Source organism: Xanthomonas sp. BRIP62418, from assembly GCF_003993495.1.
GTDB lineage: Bacteria > Pseudomonadota > Gammaproteobacteria > Xanthomonadales > Xanthomonadaceae > Xanthomonas > Xanthomonas euroxanthea.
This window is the reverse complement of the sequence record NZ_QEZG01000040.1, coordinates 232,580-248,543: the sequence shown is the minus strand read 5'-3', so window position 1 is coordinate 248,543 and position 15,964 is coordinate 232,580. Positions and strand designations below refer to the sequence as shown.

The 15,964-nt window shown below is 66.3% G+C and carries 17 protein-coding genes; 15 read left to right on the top strand and 2 right to left on the bottom strand.

Annotated elements, in window-relative coordinates; all coding sequences use genetic code 11:
- The first annotated feature begins 192 nt into the window (after positions 1–192).
- The 7 genes from EO174_RS14075 to EO174_RS14045 all read left to right on the top strand — a co-directional run bounded on the left by EO174_RS14075 (position 193) and on the right by EO174_RS14045 (position 5,249).
- Positions 193–885, top strand: coding sequence for a YggS family pyridoxal phosphate-dependent enzyme (locus EO174_RS14075; RefSeq protein ID WP_119131209.1), 693 nt, complete (start codon positions 193–195; stop codon positions 883–885).
- Positions 886–959: 74 nt separating this feature from the next.
- Entirely contained in the window at positions 960–1,814 is an 855-nt protein-coding gene (gene proC, locus EO174_RS14070) for a pyrroline-5-carboxylate reductase (RefSeq protein ID WP_126945124.1), read from the top strand.
- 602 nt (positions 1,815–2,416) lie between these two features.
- The gene (locus EO174_RS14065) at positions 2,417–2,842 is read left to right on the top strand and encodes an HU family DNA-binding protein (protein WP_104583086.1); all 426 of its coding nucleotides are present in this window, start codon (positions 2,417–2,419) and stop codon (positions 2,840–2,842) included.
- Between the two features lie 177 nt (positions 2,843–3,019).
- Positions 3,020–3,598, top strand: a complete 579-nt coding sequence (locus EO174_RS14060; protein WP_115677637.1) for a M23 family metallopeptidase — start codon at positions 3,020–3,022, stop codon at positions 3,596–3,598.
- A gap of 92 nt (positions 3,599–3,690) precedes the next feature.
- The gene (locus EO174_RS14055; RefSeq protein WP_104583084.1) at positions 3,691–3,999 is read left to right on the top strand and encodes a DUF3861 family protein; all 309 of its coding nucleotides are present in this window, start codon (positions 3,691–3,693) and stop codon (positions 3,997–3,999) included.
- Positions 4,000–4,155: 156 nt separating this feature from the next.
- Positions 4,156–4,596 (top strand): hypothetical protein, encoded by a 441-nt coding sequence (locus EO174_RS23070; protein WP_241240014.1) that lies wholly within the window; start codon positions 4,156–4,158, stop codon positions 4,594–4,596.
- Positions 4,597–4,652: 56 nt separating this feature from the next.
- Positions 4,653–5,249 (top strand): DUF1439 domain-containing protein, encoded by a 597-nt coding sequence (locus EO174_RS14045; RefSeq protein WP_104583083.1) that lies wholly within the window; start codon positions 4,653–4,655, stop codon positions 5,247–5,249.
- 146 nt (positions 5,250–5,395) lie between these two features.
- Here the strand turns inward: EO174_RS14045 and EO174_RS14040 are convergent, their stop codons facing one another.
- Positions 5,396–5,938 carry a type 1 glutamine amidotransferase domain-containing protein gene (locus EO174_RS14040; RefSeq protein ID WP_126945121.1) on the bottom strand — a complete coding sequence of 181 codons (543 nt, stop codon included), beginning with the start codon at positions 5,936–5,938 and terminating at the stop codon, positions 5,396–5,398.
- Between the two features lie 106 nt (positions 5,939–6,044).
- Entirely contained in the window at positions 6,045–6,512 is a 468-nt protein-coding gene (locus EO174_RS14035; protein ID WP_016902346.1) for an SET domain-containing protein-lysine N-methyltransferase, read from the bottom strand.
- Positions 6,513–6,684: 172 nt separating this feature from the next.
- Between EO174_RS14035 and EO174_RS14030 the strand changes: the two genes are divergently transcribed.
- From EO174_RS14030 to EO174_RS13995, 8 genes are all read left to right on the top strand, one after another.
- Positions 6,685–7,143, top strand: a complete 459-nt coding sequence (locus tag EO174_RS14030; protein WP_115677640.1) for an SUF system Fe-S cluster assembly regulator — start codon at positions 6,685–6,687, stop codon at positions 7,141–7,143.
- A 16-nt stretch (positions 7,144–7,159) separates the two neighbouring features.
- Positions 7,160–8,617 (top strand): Fe-S cluster assembly protein SufB, encoded by a 1,458-nt coding sequence (sufB, locus tag EO174_RS14025; protein WP_104583080.1) that lies wholly within the window; start codon positions 7,160–7,162, stop codon positions 8,615–8,617.
- 112 nt (positions 8,618–8,729) lie between these two features.
- Positions 8,730–9,494 (top strand): Fe-S cluster assembly ATPase SufC, encoded by a 765-nt coding sequence (gene sufC, locus EO174_RS14020; protein WP_054591439.1) that lies wholly within the window; start codon positions 8,730–8,732, stop codon positions 9,492–9,494.
- The gene (sufD, locus tag EO174_RS14015; protein WP_126945118.1) at positions 9,494–10,756 is read left to right on the top strand and encodes a Fe-S cluster assembly protein SufD; all 1,263 of its coding nucleotides are present in this window, start codon (positions 9,494–9,496) and stop codon (positions 10,754–10,756) included. The genes sufC and sufD overlap by 1 nt, the downstream gene beginning before the upstream one ends.
- A complete protein-coding gene (locus EO174_RS14010) occupies positions 10,753–11,997 on the top strand; it encodes a cysteine desulfurase (protein WP_126945115.1) in 1,245 nt (414 codons plus the stop codon). The genes sufD and EO174_RS14010 overlap by 4 nt, the downstream gene beginning before the upstream one ends.
- 205 nt (positions 11,998–12,202) lie before the next feature.
- Positions 12,203–12,742, top strand: a complete 540-nt coding sequence (locus EO174_RS14005) for a GNAT family N-acetyltransferase (protein ID WP_119127821.1) — start codon at positions 12,203–12,205, stop codon at positions 12,740–12,742.
- Complete coding sequence (locus EO174_RS14000) at positions 12,739–13,068, top strand: non-heme iron oxygenase ferredoxin subunit (RefSeq protein WP_104583076.1); 330 nt, start codon at positions 12,739–12,741, stop codon at positions 13,066–13,068. Before EO174_RS14005 ends, EO174_RS14000 begins: the two co-directional genes overlap by 4 nt.
- Positions 13,069–13,631: 563 nt before the next feature.
- Entirely contained in the window at positions 13,632–15,950 is a 2,319-nt protein-coding gene (locus EO174_RS13995) for a TonB-dependent siderophore receptor (RefSeq protein WP_126945112.1), read from the top strand.
- Positions 15,951–15,964 lie beyond the last annotated feature (14 nt).

The following is a 15,964-nucleotide window of genomic DNA, read 5'->3' as shown; positions in this document are numbered from 1 at the left end:
GGGGCTGCGGTGCGGGCACGCTCCTTGCCTGGTCCGGCTCGGGCATCGACTGCCGGCTCGCCACGCCTGCGGCCGGTCCCGGCACCGCCGCGCGCCAGTGCAGCGTCCTTGGCCGGCCCGATTCGGCAACCCGGCTGGAAGGACGCTGCCGGGGGCGGCACTATAGCGTTCCTTTCCCGCCTGGATTGCCACGTGCCGGCTTCGTCGCTGCAGCAGATTCTCGATGCCATCCACGCCGCCGCGGCTCGGCACGCGCGCGCCGATGTGCGCCTGCTGGCAGTGTCCAAGACCCGGCCGGCGGATGCGGTTGCCGCGCTGGCGGCGCAGGGCCAGCGGGCGTTCGGCGAAAACTACGTGCAGGAAGCGCAAACCAAGATCGCCCGGCTGCAGACGCTGGGACTGGAGTGGCACCTGATCGGCCACCTGCAATCCAACAAGGCCGAACTGGCCAGCCAGTGGTTCGACTGGGTGCAGACCGTGGACCGCGCCAAGCTGATCGCACCGCTGGCCAGGCACCGCCCGGCCGATCGCGCACCGTTGAATGTGCTGATCCAGGTCAATATCGACGACGAGGACAGCAAGCACGGCTGCGCGCCGGAGGCGGTCGACGGCCTGGCCGCGGCCATCGCGCTGCAACCGCAGCTGCAATTGCGCGGCCTGATGGCGATCCCCGCGCCGTTTCCCGAGCAGGCGCGCCGCATGGCGGCGTTTACCCGCATGCAGAACCTGTTCGAAGACCTCAAGCGCCGTTACCCGCAGGTGGATACCTTGTCGATGGGCATGAGTTCGGATTTTGCCGAAGCGATCGCAGCTGGCGCGACCATGGTGCGGGTGGGAACTGCCTTGTTCGGCGAACGCGCTTCATCGGCTGCCGCAGCGTCCTGAGCATTCCTTCCGGTCAGCCGCGCGCAGCGTCGCTGCGCCCTCTTATCCTGCTCCCTCTTATTTAAGGTGTCGCAATGACTCTGCCCTCCGCCCCCGCGCCCTCGCCTGCTGCCGCTGCGCTCACCGCATTCGTCGGTGGCGGCAACATGGCGCGCAGCCTGATTGCCGGGCTGATCCGGCAAGGCGTCCCCGCTGCCAGCATCCGCGTCGCCGAGCCGGTGGCCGAACTGCGCGATGCGCTGGCGCGCGATTTCGGCGTGCATGCCGTGGAGCAGGCGCGCAGCGCGGTGGAGGGCGCAGCCGTCTGGGTGCTGGCGGTCAAGCCGCAGGTGCTGCCGGCGGTATGCGCGCAGCTGGCCGATCTTGCGCAGGCGCAACAGCCGTTGCTGCTGTCCATCGCCGCCGGCATCACCGCGCCGCAGCTGGAGCGCTGGTCCGGCGGCAACCTTGCGGTGGTGCGCGCGATGCCCAATACGCCCGCGCTGCTCGGTGCCGGCGTCACCGGGCTGTATGCCAATTCCCGCGTGTCCGACGAGCAACGCGCGCAGGCAACCGGCTTGCTGGAGAGCGCCGGTGTCACCGTCTGGATCGACGACGAAGCGCAGATGGACGCGGTGACCGCGGTCTCCGGCAGCGGTCCGGCCTATGTGTTCCTGCTGGCCGAAGCGATGGAAGCCGCCGCGTGTGCGCAAGGCCTGCCAGCCGAGACCGCACGCACGCTGGTGCTGCAGACCCTGCTCGGTGCCTCGCGCATGCTGACCGAATCGGGCGAGGCACCGGAGCTGCTCCGCCGCCGGGTGACCTCGCCCAACGGCACCACGCAGGCGGCAATCGAGACTTTTCAGGCCGGCCAGTTCGAAGCGCTCACCGCCCAGGCGATTGCCGCAGCGACCGAACGCGGCCGCAGCTTGTCGGCGGCCAATGATTAGTCGACCGGTGACGGGACATCATCCAAAGCAGGAATGTCTCGCAGCGGCCGGCCGTGCCGCGCGCGGGAGTGCCACGGCGACTGTGCGGTGGAACCGTCACGACGCGTCGCGCATCGGCGCCTGCCAGGTGCAGGAAAAAACCCGGCGCACGTGACTGGCGCACATGGCAGCAACAGCGCGAACGCAGCGGGTCGACGGATCGAGCAAGGCCTCGGGTACGCGTACCAACAGCCGGAAACGCCAGACGTCTCCTGCAAGGCATAGCCACGCAGCAACGCTGATCGCGGCAGCGAACGCCACCGCCGGCAGCACACCGTGAGCAACGCTCGGCACCGAGCGCGCTGCAAAAAAGCACACATGCCTTCGCGCAAACGACCTGCTGCTGTGCGTCAGACACCGCATCGCCATGCGCATTGCAGCCGCTTCGACAGCGCGTTGGCGGGGGTTTTCTGCCAGCGGTGAACGAATCCCCGTCAAAAGACGCTTTTTTTCGGTTGTTTCATCGTTTGCCTATTGGCGGCGCGCAGCAGTTGCCCTACATTTCGCGTTGCCGACCGGGTCGGCAGACCCAACACCACCAACGATCACGGAACACATAACTCATGGCAAAAACCGCCGCTAAGAAGGCTGCCCCCAAGAAGGCAGTGAAAAAGGTCGCCGCGACCAAGACCGCAAAGCCGGCCAAGGCCGCTGCTGCCAAGTCCGCTGCGCCGAAGCCGATCAAGGAAGCGCTGAGCAAGACCGGCCTGGTCGCGCACATTGCCGAATCCACCCAGCTGGCTCCGAAGGACGTTCGCGCCGTTCTGGCGTCGCTGGAAACGGCCGCCCATTCGTCGCTGAACAAGAAGGGCGCCGGCTCGTTCACCCTGCCGGGCATGCTGAAGCTGACCAGCGTCCACGTGCCGGCCAAGCCGAAGCGCAAGGGCATCAACCCGTTCACCAAGGAAGAGCAGACCTTTGCAGCGAAGCCGGCCAGCTTCAAGGTCAAGGCGCGCCTGCTGAAGAAGTTGAAGGACGCCGCGCTCTAATCGAGCATGCCTCCGGTGCCACGAAGGCGGCCTGCGGGCCGTCTTTTTTTGCGCACGTGACCGCCCGCTTCACTACCCACATGCCGCTCATCGGCACTTGCCTACCCTGCGCGCTGATTCGCAACGCAGCAGGTGCATGTGACCGATCCATCGTCGTCTCCCCGCCCATCCACACCGATGCCATCGGCAGCCCGCAGCCCTGCACGTCGCCTGCGCCGCCTGCTGGTGTCGATTGCACTGCTGTGCGTCCTGGGTGTGGCGGCGCGCTGGGCATGGCAATTGCCGATTGCCGAACAACTGCGCACCAGCTGGGAGCTGTCGCGCATGCCGCCACCGGCGCAGTTATCGGTACCGGTCGAAGGGGTGCAGGCGCGCCGCATCGCCGATACCTTCGGCGCACCGCGCGGTCGCGACCGACGCCATGCCGGCGTGGATATCTTCGCGCCGCGCGGCACGCCGGTGCTGTCCGCAACGCGCGGGGTGGTCAGTGCCATCCGCGATCAAGGCCTGGGCGGCAAACAGGTCTGGGTGCTCGGGCCGGCGATGGAACGCCATTACTATGCGCACCTGGACGATTGGGCCGCCGGCCTGGCCGTTGGCGATGTCGTCGAGCCCGGCACACGGCTCGGCATGGTCGGCACCACCGGCAACGCGCGCGGCACGCCGCCGCATCTGCACTATGGTGTCTATGGGCGCAACGGTGCGTACGATCCGCTGCCGCTGCTGCGCAAACCCGTGCCACAGCCGGCACAGTGAGCATGCTGGAACACTGCGTCATGGCCCGCGCTATCGAGGCCGTTGCTGGCTGCGCCTATGGTGGAGTCAGCCCAAGGAACGACGCCCTTTCCATGTCCCGAAAACGCTATCGCATTACGGTCACGCCCATCGAGAGCGATGGCCGCCCCTGCAGCGATCGCTGCACCATCGAATTCGAACAGCGCTCACGTGCCGACTGGATGCGGCTGCTCGAGGAGCTGCACCTGCGACGCGATTTGAGCAGCGACGAATGTGCCGCACTGACCGTCGGTTCGCAGTTGCTGGAAGACCTGGCCGCCCGCCCGCGCGCGCAGCCAAGCGATGCGCTGGAGGCCTTGCGGCCAAAACTGCAGTTGCTGCTGGAGCGCCTGCAGCGCGTGCAGCCGGCTCCCGGCAGCTGAGACCGACGCCGCGGTGATCGCTACACTGCGCGCATCGGGGACGGGAGATGCGCCATGCGTGGGTTGGGGATCGTCATGTTTGCAGCGGCCATCGCCGGTTGCAGTTGTCATCGCAGCGCTGACGAAGAAACCGCCGCGGCAGCGTCCTCGCAAGTCATGGCGGCAACCAAGACGCCAGGGGTCGCCACCGAGGGCGATGCGCCCGCACGACCCGCAACCGATGCCAACCTTGACGAAGCCGCCACGCGCGCCAACTTCGCCAAAGCAAGCGCAACCGTGCAGCGGTATCTGGGCGCCTTGCCCGGCGCGGCACGTGGCGATGCCGATGCACTGTGGAGCGGTGGTCGCCCTGCGCCGGCACCGGACGATGCGGCGCTGCGCAGCATCACCAACATCCAGTCGATGCGCATCGACAACGACCCGCCCATCGCACTGGACCACGCGCAGCCCCCGCGCCTGATCGAAGTACCGGTGCGACTGATCGTGCGCACCGAGGCCGGCACCCAACGCCTGGCCGGCGCCTACCGGCTGCAGCCGCGCAGCGGCAGCGATGACTGGGAGATCTATTCGGCCACCCTGCACCCGGTATTGCGCTAACCCACGGTTCACCGGCACCGACTAAGGTGATCTCCACCTGTTGCCGGAGTCACCCGATGAAACTGCGTTCGCTTGCCGGATCCCTGCTTGCCCTGGCTCTGGCGCTACCGACGACCGGCGCGTGGGCGACGCCGCAGATCCAGGGGCACCAGATCAGCGTGCAGGGCAGCGACCTGCAGCAGTTCCTGGGTGGCCGCTTCCCGCAGACGCATGATGCGCTGGGCGGCCTGGTCGAGATGACGGTCAGCAATCCGGCGCTGTCGCTGCCGCCGGGCGACCGGCTCAAGATGGCATTCGATCTGGCGCTGGCCACCGCCGGCGGCGCGCCCGCACCGGTCGGCAATGTGACCTTGACCAGCGCACTGCGCTACGACACCGCCAAGCAGGGCTTTTACCTGGATCAGCCCACCATCGATGACTTCCGCCCGGCCAACGCCGGCGCACGACTCGACCAAAGCACCCGCCAGCTGCTCAATGCCTGGCTGGCCGATTACGCGCGCAAGGAGCCGATCTATCGCATCGACCCGGCCATCGCGGCGGTGATGGGCAATGTGCAGGTGGAGTCGGTCGGCATCCAGAACGGCCGCGTCGCGGTCAATTTCAACCAGAACATCGAGCAACTGGTGCCAGCAGCCGCACTGTCCGGGAAATAGGCCCTCGCACCGGTCGCGACGCAGCATGGACGTACGCCGTCATGCCGTTGCGCAAAGTCGCGCGAACCATGATTGGATCAAGACAAAGGCCCGGCGCCACCACGCCGGGCCTTTGCTTTCATGCTGTCACCATTGCAACGACGCGATCAGGTCACCAGGGCCTTGGCCACCGCGGCGGTGAAGGCCGGGATATCGTCTGGCTTGCGGCTGGTGATCAGCGCCCCGTCGACAACGACCTCTGCATCCTGCCAGCGTGCGCCGGCATTGCGCAGGTCGGTCTTGACCGACGACCACGAGGTGACGTCGCGATCGCGCACCAGATCGCTTTCCACCAGCAGCCACGGGCCGTGGCAGATCGCGGCAACCGGCTTGTCTGCGCTGGCAAAGGCCTGGATGAATGCGATCGCCTTGGCGTCGCCGCGCAAGGTGTCGGGGTTGAGCACACCGCCCGGCAGCACCAGCGCATCGTAGGTATCGACCTTGGCCTGGTCCAGCCGCTGGTCCACCGGCACCGAATCGCCCCAGTCGGTCTTGTCCCAGGCGCGAATCTGCGCGGCGTCGCCGGGCGCGATCACATCGACCTTGGCACCCCAGGATTCCAGCAGGCGCTTGGGCTCAGTCAGTTCGGACTGTTCGAAGCCGTCGGTGGCGAGCACGGCGATGGTCTTGCCGGAGAGCGAATAAGACATGGGGGACTCCTTGCTGAAAAGAAGCCCGCACGCTAGTCGTGCAGCTGTTGCACGTGGGTGAACCGATGTGTGCGCCGCGTCAGTGTGGGCAGCCGCACGCGCGTGCTCAGCGCTTGGGCTGCAGCATGGTGCCGGTGCAGTTCTTGGACCCGCAGCGGCATGCCCAGATCTTCTTCAGACGCGGCGTATGCCGCTCGGCCAGCGTGATGCCGTAATTGTAGGTGAGCTCTTCGCCGGCCTTGATCGCGCGTTTGGCCTCGATGAAGATCTTGTCCTTGCTACGGTCGTCGCCTTCGGCCTCTTCGATCACCGCTTCGCAATTGGGATTGCAGCTGTGGTTGATCCAGCGCGCGACATTGCCCTCGTAGTTGGCATCCAGCACGTAGTCGTCGCTGAGCGTGAACAGGAAGGTATGCCCGCTTTCGACATCGCCGGTGTCATCGGCATCCACTTCCGCGTGCGTGCGCAAACGCCCCTTGTACTGGATGATGCGCTCGCCCTTGCGGAGCGCGGCGAGGGCGAACATGCCATTGCCGTGGATACGTGACTTGCGGGCGGCAACTTTGCGCGACATGAAGGGGTCCAGTGATGGGGCCGCTCATTGTGACTGCAGTGCGACGATGCGCCAAGCACAAGCGCACCATCGCTCGCAACGGCGCACGCTTGCCGGCGGCTGAACCGGGCGGTTGGCCCTGCCCGGCCGGAAAGAGTACAATTTCGGTCCGCTTTAAGGTTCCTGCTCGCTCATGTTGCGCGTTACCAAACTCACCGATTACGCCACCGTCGTGTTGACCGTCCTGGCAGCGCGCTGCGGGCAGGTGCTCAGCGCCAGCGAACTGGCCGAGCAGGCCGGCCTGGAACCGCCGACCGTGAGCAAGATCCTCAAGCCGCTGTCGCAGGCGGGCCTGGTCGAAGGGCTGCGCGGCGTGCATGGTGGCTACCGCCTGGCGCGCGCGGCCAGCGAGATCACGCTGGTGGAGATCGTCGAGGCGATGGAAGGCCCGCTGGCGATCACCGAATGCAGCCAGGACCACAGCCAGTGCGGCATCGCGCAGACATGCGGGGTGCGCTCCAACTGGCGCCTGATCAACGACGTGGTTGGCGATGCATTGCGTCGCGTCACGCTCGCCCAGATGTTGCAGCCCCTCTCTCTCCCTGGCGACGGCCGTCGGCGTTCCATCGCCGCACGCGTCGCGACCACCTGACCCTGTAGGCAGCCCGATGGCCACCGAACTTGCACCCCCGCAGAATGCCGAAATTATCGAACGGTTGGGCCGACGCTATGACGCCGGCTTCATCACCGAGATCGAATCGGACTCGCTCCCGCCCGGCCTGGACGAGGACGTCATCCGTGCGTTGTCGGCCAAGAAAGACGAGCCGCAATGGATGACCGACTGGCGTCTCGAGGCGTATCGGCACTGGCTGAAGATGCCGATGCCGGAATGGGCGAAATTGAAGGTTTCGCCGATCGATTTCCAGGCATTGAGCTATTACTCCGCGCCCAAGGGCCCGAAGTACGCCTCGCTGGACGACGTGCCCAAGGAGCTGCTCGACACCTACGACAAGCTCGGCGTGCCATTGCACGAGCGCGCCCGGCTGGCCGGCGTGGCAGTGGATGCGGTGTTCGACTCGGTCTCGGTCGGCACCACCTTCCGCAAGGAGCTGGCCGAAAAGGGCGTGATCTTCTGCTCGATGTCCGAGGCCATCAAGGAACACCCGGAGATCGTCAAGCAATATCTGGGCAGCGTGGTGCCGGTCGGCGACAACTATTTCGCCGCGCTCAACTCGGCGGTGTTCTCCGATGGCAGCTTCGTTTTCATCCCGAAGGGCGTGCGTTGCCCGATGGAACTGAGCACCTATTTCCGCATCAACGCCGGCCACACCGGGCAGTTCGAACGCACCTTGATCGTGTGCGAGGACAAGGCCTATGTGTCGTATCTGGAAGGCTGCACCGCGCCGATGCGCGATGAGAACCAGTTGCACGCGGCGGTGGTCGAGCTGGTGACGCTGGAAGATGCCGAAATCAAGTATTCGACCGTGCAGAACTGGTATCCGGGCGACGAGGAAGGCCGTGGCGGCATCTACAACTTCGTCACCAAGCGTGCCGAGTGCCGCGGCGCGCGCAGCAAGGTCACCTGGACCCAGGTCGAAACCGGTTCGGCGATCACCTGGAAGTATCCCTCCTGCGTGCTGCTCGGCGACGATTCGGTCGGCGAGTTCCATTCGGTGGCGCTGACCCATCACCGTCAGCAGGCCGATACCGGCACCAAGATGATCCACATCGGCAAGCGCACCAAGAGCAAGATCGTCAGCAAGGGCATCAGCGCCGGGCGCGGGCAGAACACCTATCGCGGCCTGGTCAAGGTGGACCGCAATGCCGATGGCGCGCGCAACTACACCCAGTGCGATTCGTTGTTGATCGGCAAGCAGTGCGGCGCGCATACCTTCCCCTACATCGAGGTGAAGAACCCCGGCGCCACCGTCGAGCACGAGGCCACCACCTCCAAGATCAGCGACGATCAGCTGTTCTATTGCCGCGCGCGCGGCATCAGCCAGGAAGACGCGGTGTCGCTGATCGTCGACGGCTTCTGCAAGCAGGTGTTCCGCGAGCTGCCGATGGAGTTCGCAGTGGAAGCCAAGAAGCTGCTGGAAGTCTCGCTGGAAGGCAGCGTCGGCTGACGCCGACGGAATCGGGAGTGGGGAATGGAGAATCGGTATTGGTTCTCTTTCCTGCTCCTTGCCGCGCCAACGTCTCGCATTACCCATTCCCTATTCTCGATTCCCTATTCCCATGCTTACGATCAACAACCTCCACGCCAGCATCGCCGGCAAAGACATCCTCAAGGGCCTGTCGCTGGACATCCAGCCGGGCCAGGTGCACGCCATCATGGGGCCCAACGGCGCCGGCAAGTCCACGCTGGGCAATGTGCTGGCCGGGCGCGACGGCTATGAGGTCAGCGCCGGCAGCGTGCAGTTCGAAGGCAAGGACCTGCTCGAGCTGCCGCCGGAAGAACGCGCGGCGGCCGGTCTGTTCCTGGCCTTCCAGTACCCGGTGGAAATCCCCGGCGTCAACAACACCTACTTCCTGCGCGCGGCCCTCAATGCACAGCGCAAGGCGCGTGGCGAGGACGAGCTGGACTCGATGCAGTTCCTCAAGCTGGTGCGGCAGAAACTGGCCGTGCTGCATCTGAAGGACGAGCTGCTGCACCGTGGCGTCAACGAAGGGTTCTCCGGTGGCGAGAAGAAGCGCAACGAGATCTTCCAGCTGGCCGTGCTCGAACCCAAGCTCGCCATCCTGGACGAGACCGATTCGGGCCTGGACATCGACGCGCTCAAGAGCGTGGCTGATGGCGTCAACGCGCTGCGCTCGCCGGAGCGTTCGTTCCTGGTGATCACCCACTATCAGCGCCTGCTCGACTACATCACCCCGGACGTGGTGCATGTCCTGGCCGAAGGCCGCATCGTGCAGAGCGGCGGCCCGGAACTGGCGCTGGAGCTTGAAAAGCACGGCTACCACTTCCTCAAGGACCGCGTGGTGCCCGAGGCGGCTGCCTGATGAGCGCCCTGCTGGAATCCCTCGCCCGTGGCTTCAGCGGCAACGACGCTCGCCGCGCCGAGCTCGATGCCGCGCTGCAGACCGGCCTGCCCGGCCCGCGCGCCGAAGCCTGGAAATACACCTCGCTGCGGCAGCTGGAGCGGCGCAGCTTCCAGCCCGCGCCGCTGGTGCCGACGTTGATCGACGCCGCGTTGCTGGACGAGATCCCGTCGCCGCGGCTGGTATTCGTCAACGGCCGCCCGTCCGACGCATTGAGCGACCTGTCGACGCTGCCGGACGGCGTACAGCTGGATACCTTGTCCGCGTCGCTGGCCGCAGGCGACGAGGCGCAGCAGTTGCTTGGCCGCCGTTTCGAAGGACCCGACGAAATCTTCGCACGCCTCAATGCCGCGCTTGCCGACGAAGGCGTGCTGGTGCGCGTGCAGGACGGCGCGCAGATCGAGGCGCCGCTGCACCTGGTCTTCATCGGCGTGGCCGGCGAGCATGACCTGTCCTGGCATCACCGTCACCTGATCGAACTGCGCGCCGGCGCTGCGCTGAACGTGGTCGAGCATCACCTGCATGTCGGCGATGCCGCGCATCTGCACAACAGCCTGATGCATGTCCATCTGGCCCAGGATGCGGTGCTGTCGCATGCGCGCGTGCAGGCCGACAGTGCGCACGCAACGTCGCTGTTGCGCACCGACGCGGTGCTGGCGCGCAATGCGCGCTACCAGCGCGTGGATCTGGAACTGGGTTCCAACCTGTCGCGCCACGAGCTCAACGTTCGCCTAGAAGGCAATAATGCCCAGCTCACCGCCAATGGCGTGCTGCTCGGCAACGGCCGCCGCCATGTCGATACACGCCTGGGTATCGCGCATATCGCCCGCGACACCAGCTGCGAGCTGGTCTGGCGCGGCGTGGGCGCCGATCGCAGCCGGGTGGTCTTCCACGGCGGCATCAACATCCGTCCCGGCGCCGACGGCACCGACGCGCGGCTGTCGAACAAGAACCTGCTGCTGTCGGCCAATGCCGAGATCGATACCCAGCCGGTGCTGGTGATCGATGCCGAGGAAGTGCAGGCCGCGCATGGCGCCACCGTCGGCCAGCTTGACGACAATGCCCTGTTCTATCTGCGCTCGCGCGGCCTGCCGCAGGCCGAGGCGCAGCGCTTGCTGAGCGCCGCGTTCTGCCACGAGCCGCTGCGCATGCTGCCCAGCGCGCTGGGCGCGGTGCTGGCGCTGCAGCTGGATCGCGCACTGACCTCGGCAGGCGTGGCATGAACGCGCCCGCCACCACGCACCTCGCCGCGCCGGACTGGGAGCGCGTGCGCTCGGATTTCCCGTTGCTGATGCGGCAGGTGCATGGCAAGCCGCTGATCTATTTCGACAACGCCAACACCGGGCAGAAGCCGCTGCAGGTCATCGCCGCGACCGACGAGTTCTACCGTCGCCAGAACGCCAACGTGAGCCGCGCAGTGCATGCGCTGGGCACCGAGGCCACCGATGCCTTCGAAGGCGCGCGCAGCAAGCTGGCACGCTTTCTCAACGTACGCGCCGACGAACTGGTGCTGTGCAGCGGCACGACCTTTGCGATCAATCTGGTCGCTTATTCCTGGGCGCTGCCGCGCCTGGGCGCCGGCGATGTGATCCTGATCTCGCGCATGGAGCACCACGCCAACATCGTGCCGTGGCAGCTGGTGGCGCAACGCACCGGCGCCACCATTCGCGTGGCCGAGATCACCCCGGACGGTGCGCTGGATCTGGATGCCTTGCGCAAGGCGATGACGCCGCAGGTCAAGCTGCTGGCGATCACGCATGTATCCAATGTGCTGGGCACGGTCAATCCGGTGCGCGAGATCTGCCGCGAGGCGCGCAAGCGCGGCATCGTCACCGTGGTGGATGGCTCGCAGGCGGCGCCGCATCGGCGTATCGACGTGGCCGGCATCGGCTGCGATTTCTACGCCATCACCGGCCACAAGATGTGCGGGCCTACCGGTACCGGCGCACTGTGGGCGCGTCGCGAACACCTGCAGGCGATGCCGCCGTTCCTGGGCGGCGGCGAGATGATCAAGGAAGTGAGTTTCGAGGGCACGGTGTTCAATGATGCCCCGCACAAGTTCGAAGCCGGCACGCCCAACATCGCCGGATTCATCGGCCTGGGCGCGGCAGTCGATTACCTGGAGTCGGTCGGCCTGGCGCACGTGGAAGCGCGCGAGGCCGAGCTGCTGGCGCACTTCACCGAGGAGCTGCAGCGCATCGACGGCCTGCGCATCTTCGGCACCACGCCGGACAAGGCCGCGGTGGTGTCGTTCCTGATCGAAGGCGCGCATGCCCATGACCTGGCCACCCTGCTCGACCTGGAAGGCGTCGCGGTGCGCTCGGGCCAGCACTGCGCGCACCCGTTGCTGCAGTACTACGGCGTCGCCGCCACCTGCCGTGCCTCGCTGGCGTTCTACAACACGCATGACGAGATCGAGCGCTTCGTCGCTGCGCTGGTGAAGGTGCGTCGCCTGCTGGGTTGACGGCGGGGATTTGAGATTTGGCATTGGGGATTCGGAAGACCCCTTCGCTACCCTGCAGCGCGTGCGCCAGACCTCCGTGCGTTGGCGCACTTGCCCATGACAAGACTCAGAGCAACGCCGCAATCCAGGCGTCCGACACGGCATAAGAAACAGCGTTCTTGCGCTTTTACGAATCCCAAATCCCGACTCCCGCTAAACTGCTGCCATGCAGACCACCACCTTCCGTACCGCCACCGTCGACGATATCGACGCCCTCGTGTCACTGGTGACCTCGGCCTATCGCGGTGATGTCAGCCGGGTGGGCTGGACCACCGAGGCCGACTTTCTCGACGGCGCGCGGATCGATCCTGCAGTCCTGCGCGAGGACCTGCTGCGCGATCGCAGCCTGGTGCTGCTGGTCGAACAGGACAGGCGCCTGCTGGCCTGTGCGCATATCGCCGACGACCAGGGTGCCGGCTACTTCGGCATGTTTGCGGTCGACCCCGCGCTGCAGGGCAGCGGGCTGGGCAAGACGCTGCTGGCCGAGGCCGAGCGTATCGCCCACAGCGAGTGGCAGTTGCCGGTAATGCGCATGACGGTGATCGACATTCGCGCCGAGCTGATCGCGTTCTATGAGCGACGCGGCTACCGCCGCACCGGCATCACCAAGCCGTTCCCGTATGGCGACGCGCGTTTCGGCGTGCCGCTGCGCCAGGACCTGCGCTTCGAGGTGCTGGAAAAACCGCTCGGCGGCCCAGCGCTGTGAGCGACACCTGGACCTTTGTCTGCGCCAGCGAGGCGCTGCTGCCCGGCGAGCTGCAGACCGTCTGGGACGAGGTAACCGATGCCCCGATCGTGATCTTCAACCTCGACGGCGAGCTGTACGCGCTGGAAGACCGCTGCAGCCATGAAGACTATGAATTGTCGCCGGGCACGTTCGACCCCGTAGAAGGCAGCATCGAGTGCCTGCTGCACAGCGCCCGCTTCGACATCCGCGACGGCCGCCCGCTGTGCGCACCGGCCTACACCGCGGTGCCCAAGTTCCCGGTCAAGCGCGAACACGGCGGCATCTGGACCCGCGACGACCGCTGACCGCGGCCGCATCCGCGCGCGTTACGGCAGCCGTGAGTGGAGGCCACGCACGGCGCTGATCTGCAGTGGGTCGCTGTCCTGCATGCACACCCGGAGTCCGCAGCTTCGCGCCCTGCATGGGAATCCCCCTGCCATGTCAGCGAGCGCGGCCGGCTGGAGCGCGGCTGTTGGGCCGGCGAGCAGGCGCGGACACACGCATCTCCCACGCATCTCTGCCTTGGGACTGCAGCTGCCTGATGCCTCAGGCGTCGCGGTTGTCCCTTGGCATGGCAGGCACCAAGAAAGATTGCAAAGAAGAATGATTTGCATTTAAGATCTCAGCCCTTCAGGCCTTCTTAACAACTGGCCTGCCCTGCGATCCCATGCGCCCAGCCCTGCTCGACACGTTTTTCCTGACCTTGCCCCGCATGCGCCTGGCTGCGCAGCGCTTGCGTGTGTCCGGACACTGGTCGGGCCGACTGTCCGCCTCGGGCTAGCGGGCGCGCTCCCCGACCTGCCTTCCCATCCCGCATCCGCCGAGCCATCGCCAGGCCGGAGCCTCGCTTTCCTCTTCGAGACGCCTCATGACTCCCAGGATTTCCCCGCTCACCTCGGCCGTGCTGCTGACGCTGTCCGCTCCTGCCTTCGCCCAGCCCGGCGATGCGCCGGCGCCTCCGGGCGCGGTCGATCTGGACGCCATCCGGGTGCAGCAGGAACGTGCGCAAAAGCCGTCCTCGCCCAAGTACACCGAGGTGCTGCGCGACACGCCGCAGACGATCACCGTGGTCACCAAGCAGACCATGGACCAGCAGAACCTGCTGTCGCTGCGCGACGTGCTGAGCACCCTGCCCGGCATCACCTTCGGCGCGGGCGAAGGCGGCGGCGGCTATGGCGACAGCATCAACCTGCGCGGCTTCACCGCCAGCAGCGACATCACCACCGATGGCGTGCGCGACAGCGCGCAGTACAGCCGCAGCGACACCTTCAACCTCGAGGCCGTGGAGCTGATCAACGGCGCCAACTCGGCCATGTCCGGCGCCGGCTCGGTCGGCGGCAACATCAATCTGGTGACCAAGACCGCCGGCCAGGGCGACTTCACCAACGTTATGGTCGGTGGCGGCAGCGACCGCTATGGCCGGCTGACCGCCGACAGCAATTACGATTTCGACAACGGCACCGCCGTGCGCCTGAACGCGATGGGCCACACCCAGGACGTGCCGGGGCGCGATGAGGAATTCCGGCATCGCTGGGGCTTTGCGCCGTCGGTGGCCTTCGGCCTGGGCTCGGATACCCGCTTCACCCTGAGCTATCTGCACCAGCACGACAACAACCTGCCGCAGTACGGCGTGCCATTCGCGCTCAGCCCGTTCAACGACGGTCCGCTGCCGGGCGTGGACCCGGAGACCTTCTTCGGGTACCGCAACACCTCGCGTCAGGACATCGACGTGGACATGCTGACCGGCGTGCTGGAAATGGACTTCGACGACAACATCAAGCTGCGCAGCCTGGCGCGCGTGCAGCGGGTCGACCAGACCACCAACGCCACCGCGCTGCAGGGCACCTGGTGCCTGCCCGACGGCACCGATCCGTACACCGGCCGCGCCTGCGCCGGCCAGCCGGCGGCCAGCTGGAATCCGAACAGCGGCCCGCGCGGCCTGGTACGCGAGACGGAGAACTTCATCGCGCACAGCCAGACCGACCTGACCGCCACCTTGCATACCGGCGCCATCGAGCACCGCGTGGTCGCTGGCGTGGCCTTCAGCAAGGAAGACTTCGAACTCGATAGCGGCACCACCTTCCGCAATGCCGATGGCTCCACCACCGGCATCACCTATCCGCTGCAGTCCTTCGACAATCCCTACAACGTCTGGACCGGCCCGCAGAACTATTTCCGCACCGGGCGCAGTAAGGGCAGCCTGACCAACCAGGCGGTGTACCTGTTCGATACCTTGCAATTCAACGAGCAATGGATGCTCAACCTGGGCGGCCGCTACGAGCACAACGAAGGCGACAGCACCACCTATACCGTCAACGCCGCCGGCAACGTCACCGGTGTGAGCCCGGGCTTCCCGGCCGGCAGCGAAGAGGACCTGTTCTCGTATCGCGCCGGCCTGGTCTTCAAGCCGACCGAGAACGCCAGCCTGTACCTGTCCTACGCCAACAGCAAGACGCCGTCCAAGGCCTCGGTCAACGGCTCGTGCACGCCGATCGCCACTGCCACCGCCGGCGCCAACTGCAATGTCGAGCCGGAGACGGCGGTCAACATCGAACTGGGCGGCAAGTGGGACGTGCTGGACCAGCGCCTGGCACTGACCGCTGCGGTGTTCCGCAATGAGCGCGAAAACTACAAGGTCAACAGCGGCGACCCGCTGATTCCCGAGCAGGTGCTGGACGGCAAGGCGCGCGTGGACGGCGTCGCGCTTGGCGCCGCCGGTTACCTGACCGAGCGCTGGTCGATCTTCGCCAACTACACCTTCCTGGACAGCGAAGTGCTGCAGAGCGTGTCCAACCGCACCGAGAGCCTCACCGGCGACCCGGTGGCCGGACGCGAGCTGGTGCAGACTCCGCGCAATGCCGGCAACATCTGGACCACCTACACGCTCAACCAGTGGACCTTCGGCTACGGCGTCACCTACCAGGGCGGTTTCTATCCGAATAATTCCTCGGCGGCCGCCTACATCAAGACCGATGACTACTGGGTGCACCGCGCGATGGTCGGCCTGCGCGTCAACGACTGGCTCAGCCTGCAGTTGAACGTCAACAACCTGTTCGACGAGGAGTACTACACCAGCGTGCGCAACAACCTCACCGTCAACACCGCAGGGACTGTCACGGCGGGCAATGGCTGGGCAATTCCTGGCGAAGGCCGCTCGGCGGTGTTGAGCGCAACGTTTAGTTTCTAAGCCTCCGGCACGCC

Coding starts and splice junctions, on each gene's coding strand:
- EO174_RS14060 (WP_115677637.1), top strand. CDS start 3,020: ATGCCATCGGCAGCCCGCAGCCCTGCACGTCGCCTGCGCCGCCTGCTG.
- EO174_RS14040 (WP_126945121.1), bottom strand. CDS start 5,938: ATGTCTTATTCGCTCTCCGGCAAGACCATCGCCGTGCTCGCCACCGAC.
- sufC (WP_054591439.1), top strand. CDS start 8,730: ATGCTTACGATCAACAACCTCCACGCCAGCATCGCCGGCAAAGACATC.
- EO174_RS14065 (WP_104583086.1), top strand. CDS start 2,417: ATGGCAAAAACCGCCGCTAAGAAGGCTGCCCCCAAGAAGGCAGTGAAA.
- EO174_RS14005 (WP_119127821.1), top strand. CDS start 12,203: ATGCAGACCACCACCTTCCGTACCGCCACCGTCGACGATATCGACGCC.
- EO174_RS14035 (WP_016902346.1), bottom strand. CDS start 6,512: ATGTCGCGCAAAGTTGCCGCCCGCAAGTCACGTATCCACGGCAATGGC.
- EO174_RS13995 (WP_126945112.1), top strand. CDS start 13,632: ATGACTCCCAGGATTTCCCCGCTCACCTCGGCCGTGCTGCTGACGCTG.
- sufD (WP_126945118.1), top strand. CDS start 9,494: ATGAGCGCCCTGCTGGAATCCCTCGCCCGTGGCTTCAGCGGCAACGAC.
- proC (WP_126945124.1), top strand. CDS start 960: ATGACTCTGCCCTCCGCCCCCGCGCCCTCGCCTGCTGCCGCTGCGCTC.
- EO174_RS14055 (WP_104583084.1), top strand. CDS start 3,691: ATGTCCCGAAAACGCTATCGCATTACGGTCACGCCCATCGAGAGCGAT.
- EO174_RS14045 (WP_104583083.1), top strand. CDS start 4,653: ATGAAACTGCGTTCGCTTGCCGGATCCCTGCTTGCCCTGGCTCTGGCG.
- EO174_RS23070 (WP_241240014.1), top strand. CDS start 4,156: ATGGCGGCAACCAAGACGCCAGGGGTCGCCACCGAGGGCGATGCGCCC.
- EO174_RS14030 (WP_115677640.1), top strand. CDS start 6,685: ATGTTGCGCGTTACCAAACTCACCGATTACGCCACCGTCGTGTTGACC.
- EO174_RS14010 (WP_126945115.1), top strand. CDS start 10,753: ATGAACGCGCCCGCCACCACGCACCTCGCCGCGCCGGACTGGGAGCGC.
- sufB (WP_104583080.1), top strand. CDS start 7,160: ATGGCCACCGAACTTGCACCCCCGCAGAATGCCGAAATTATCGAACGG.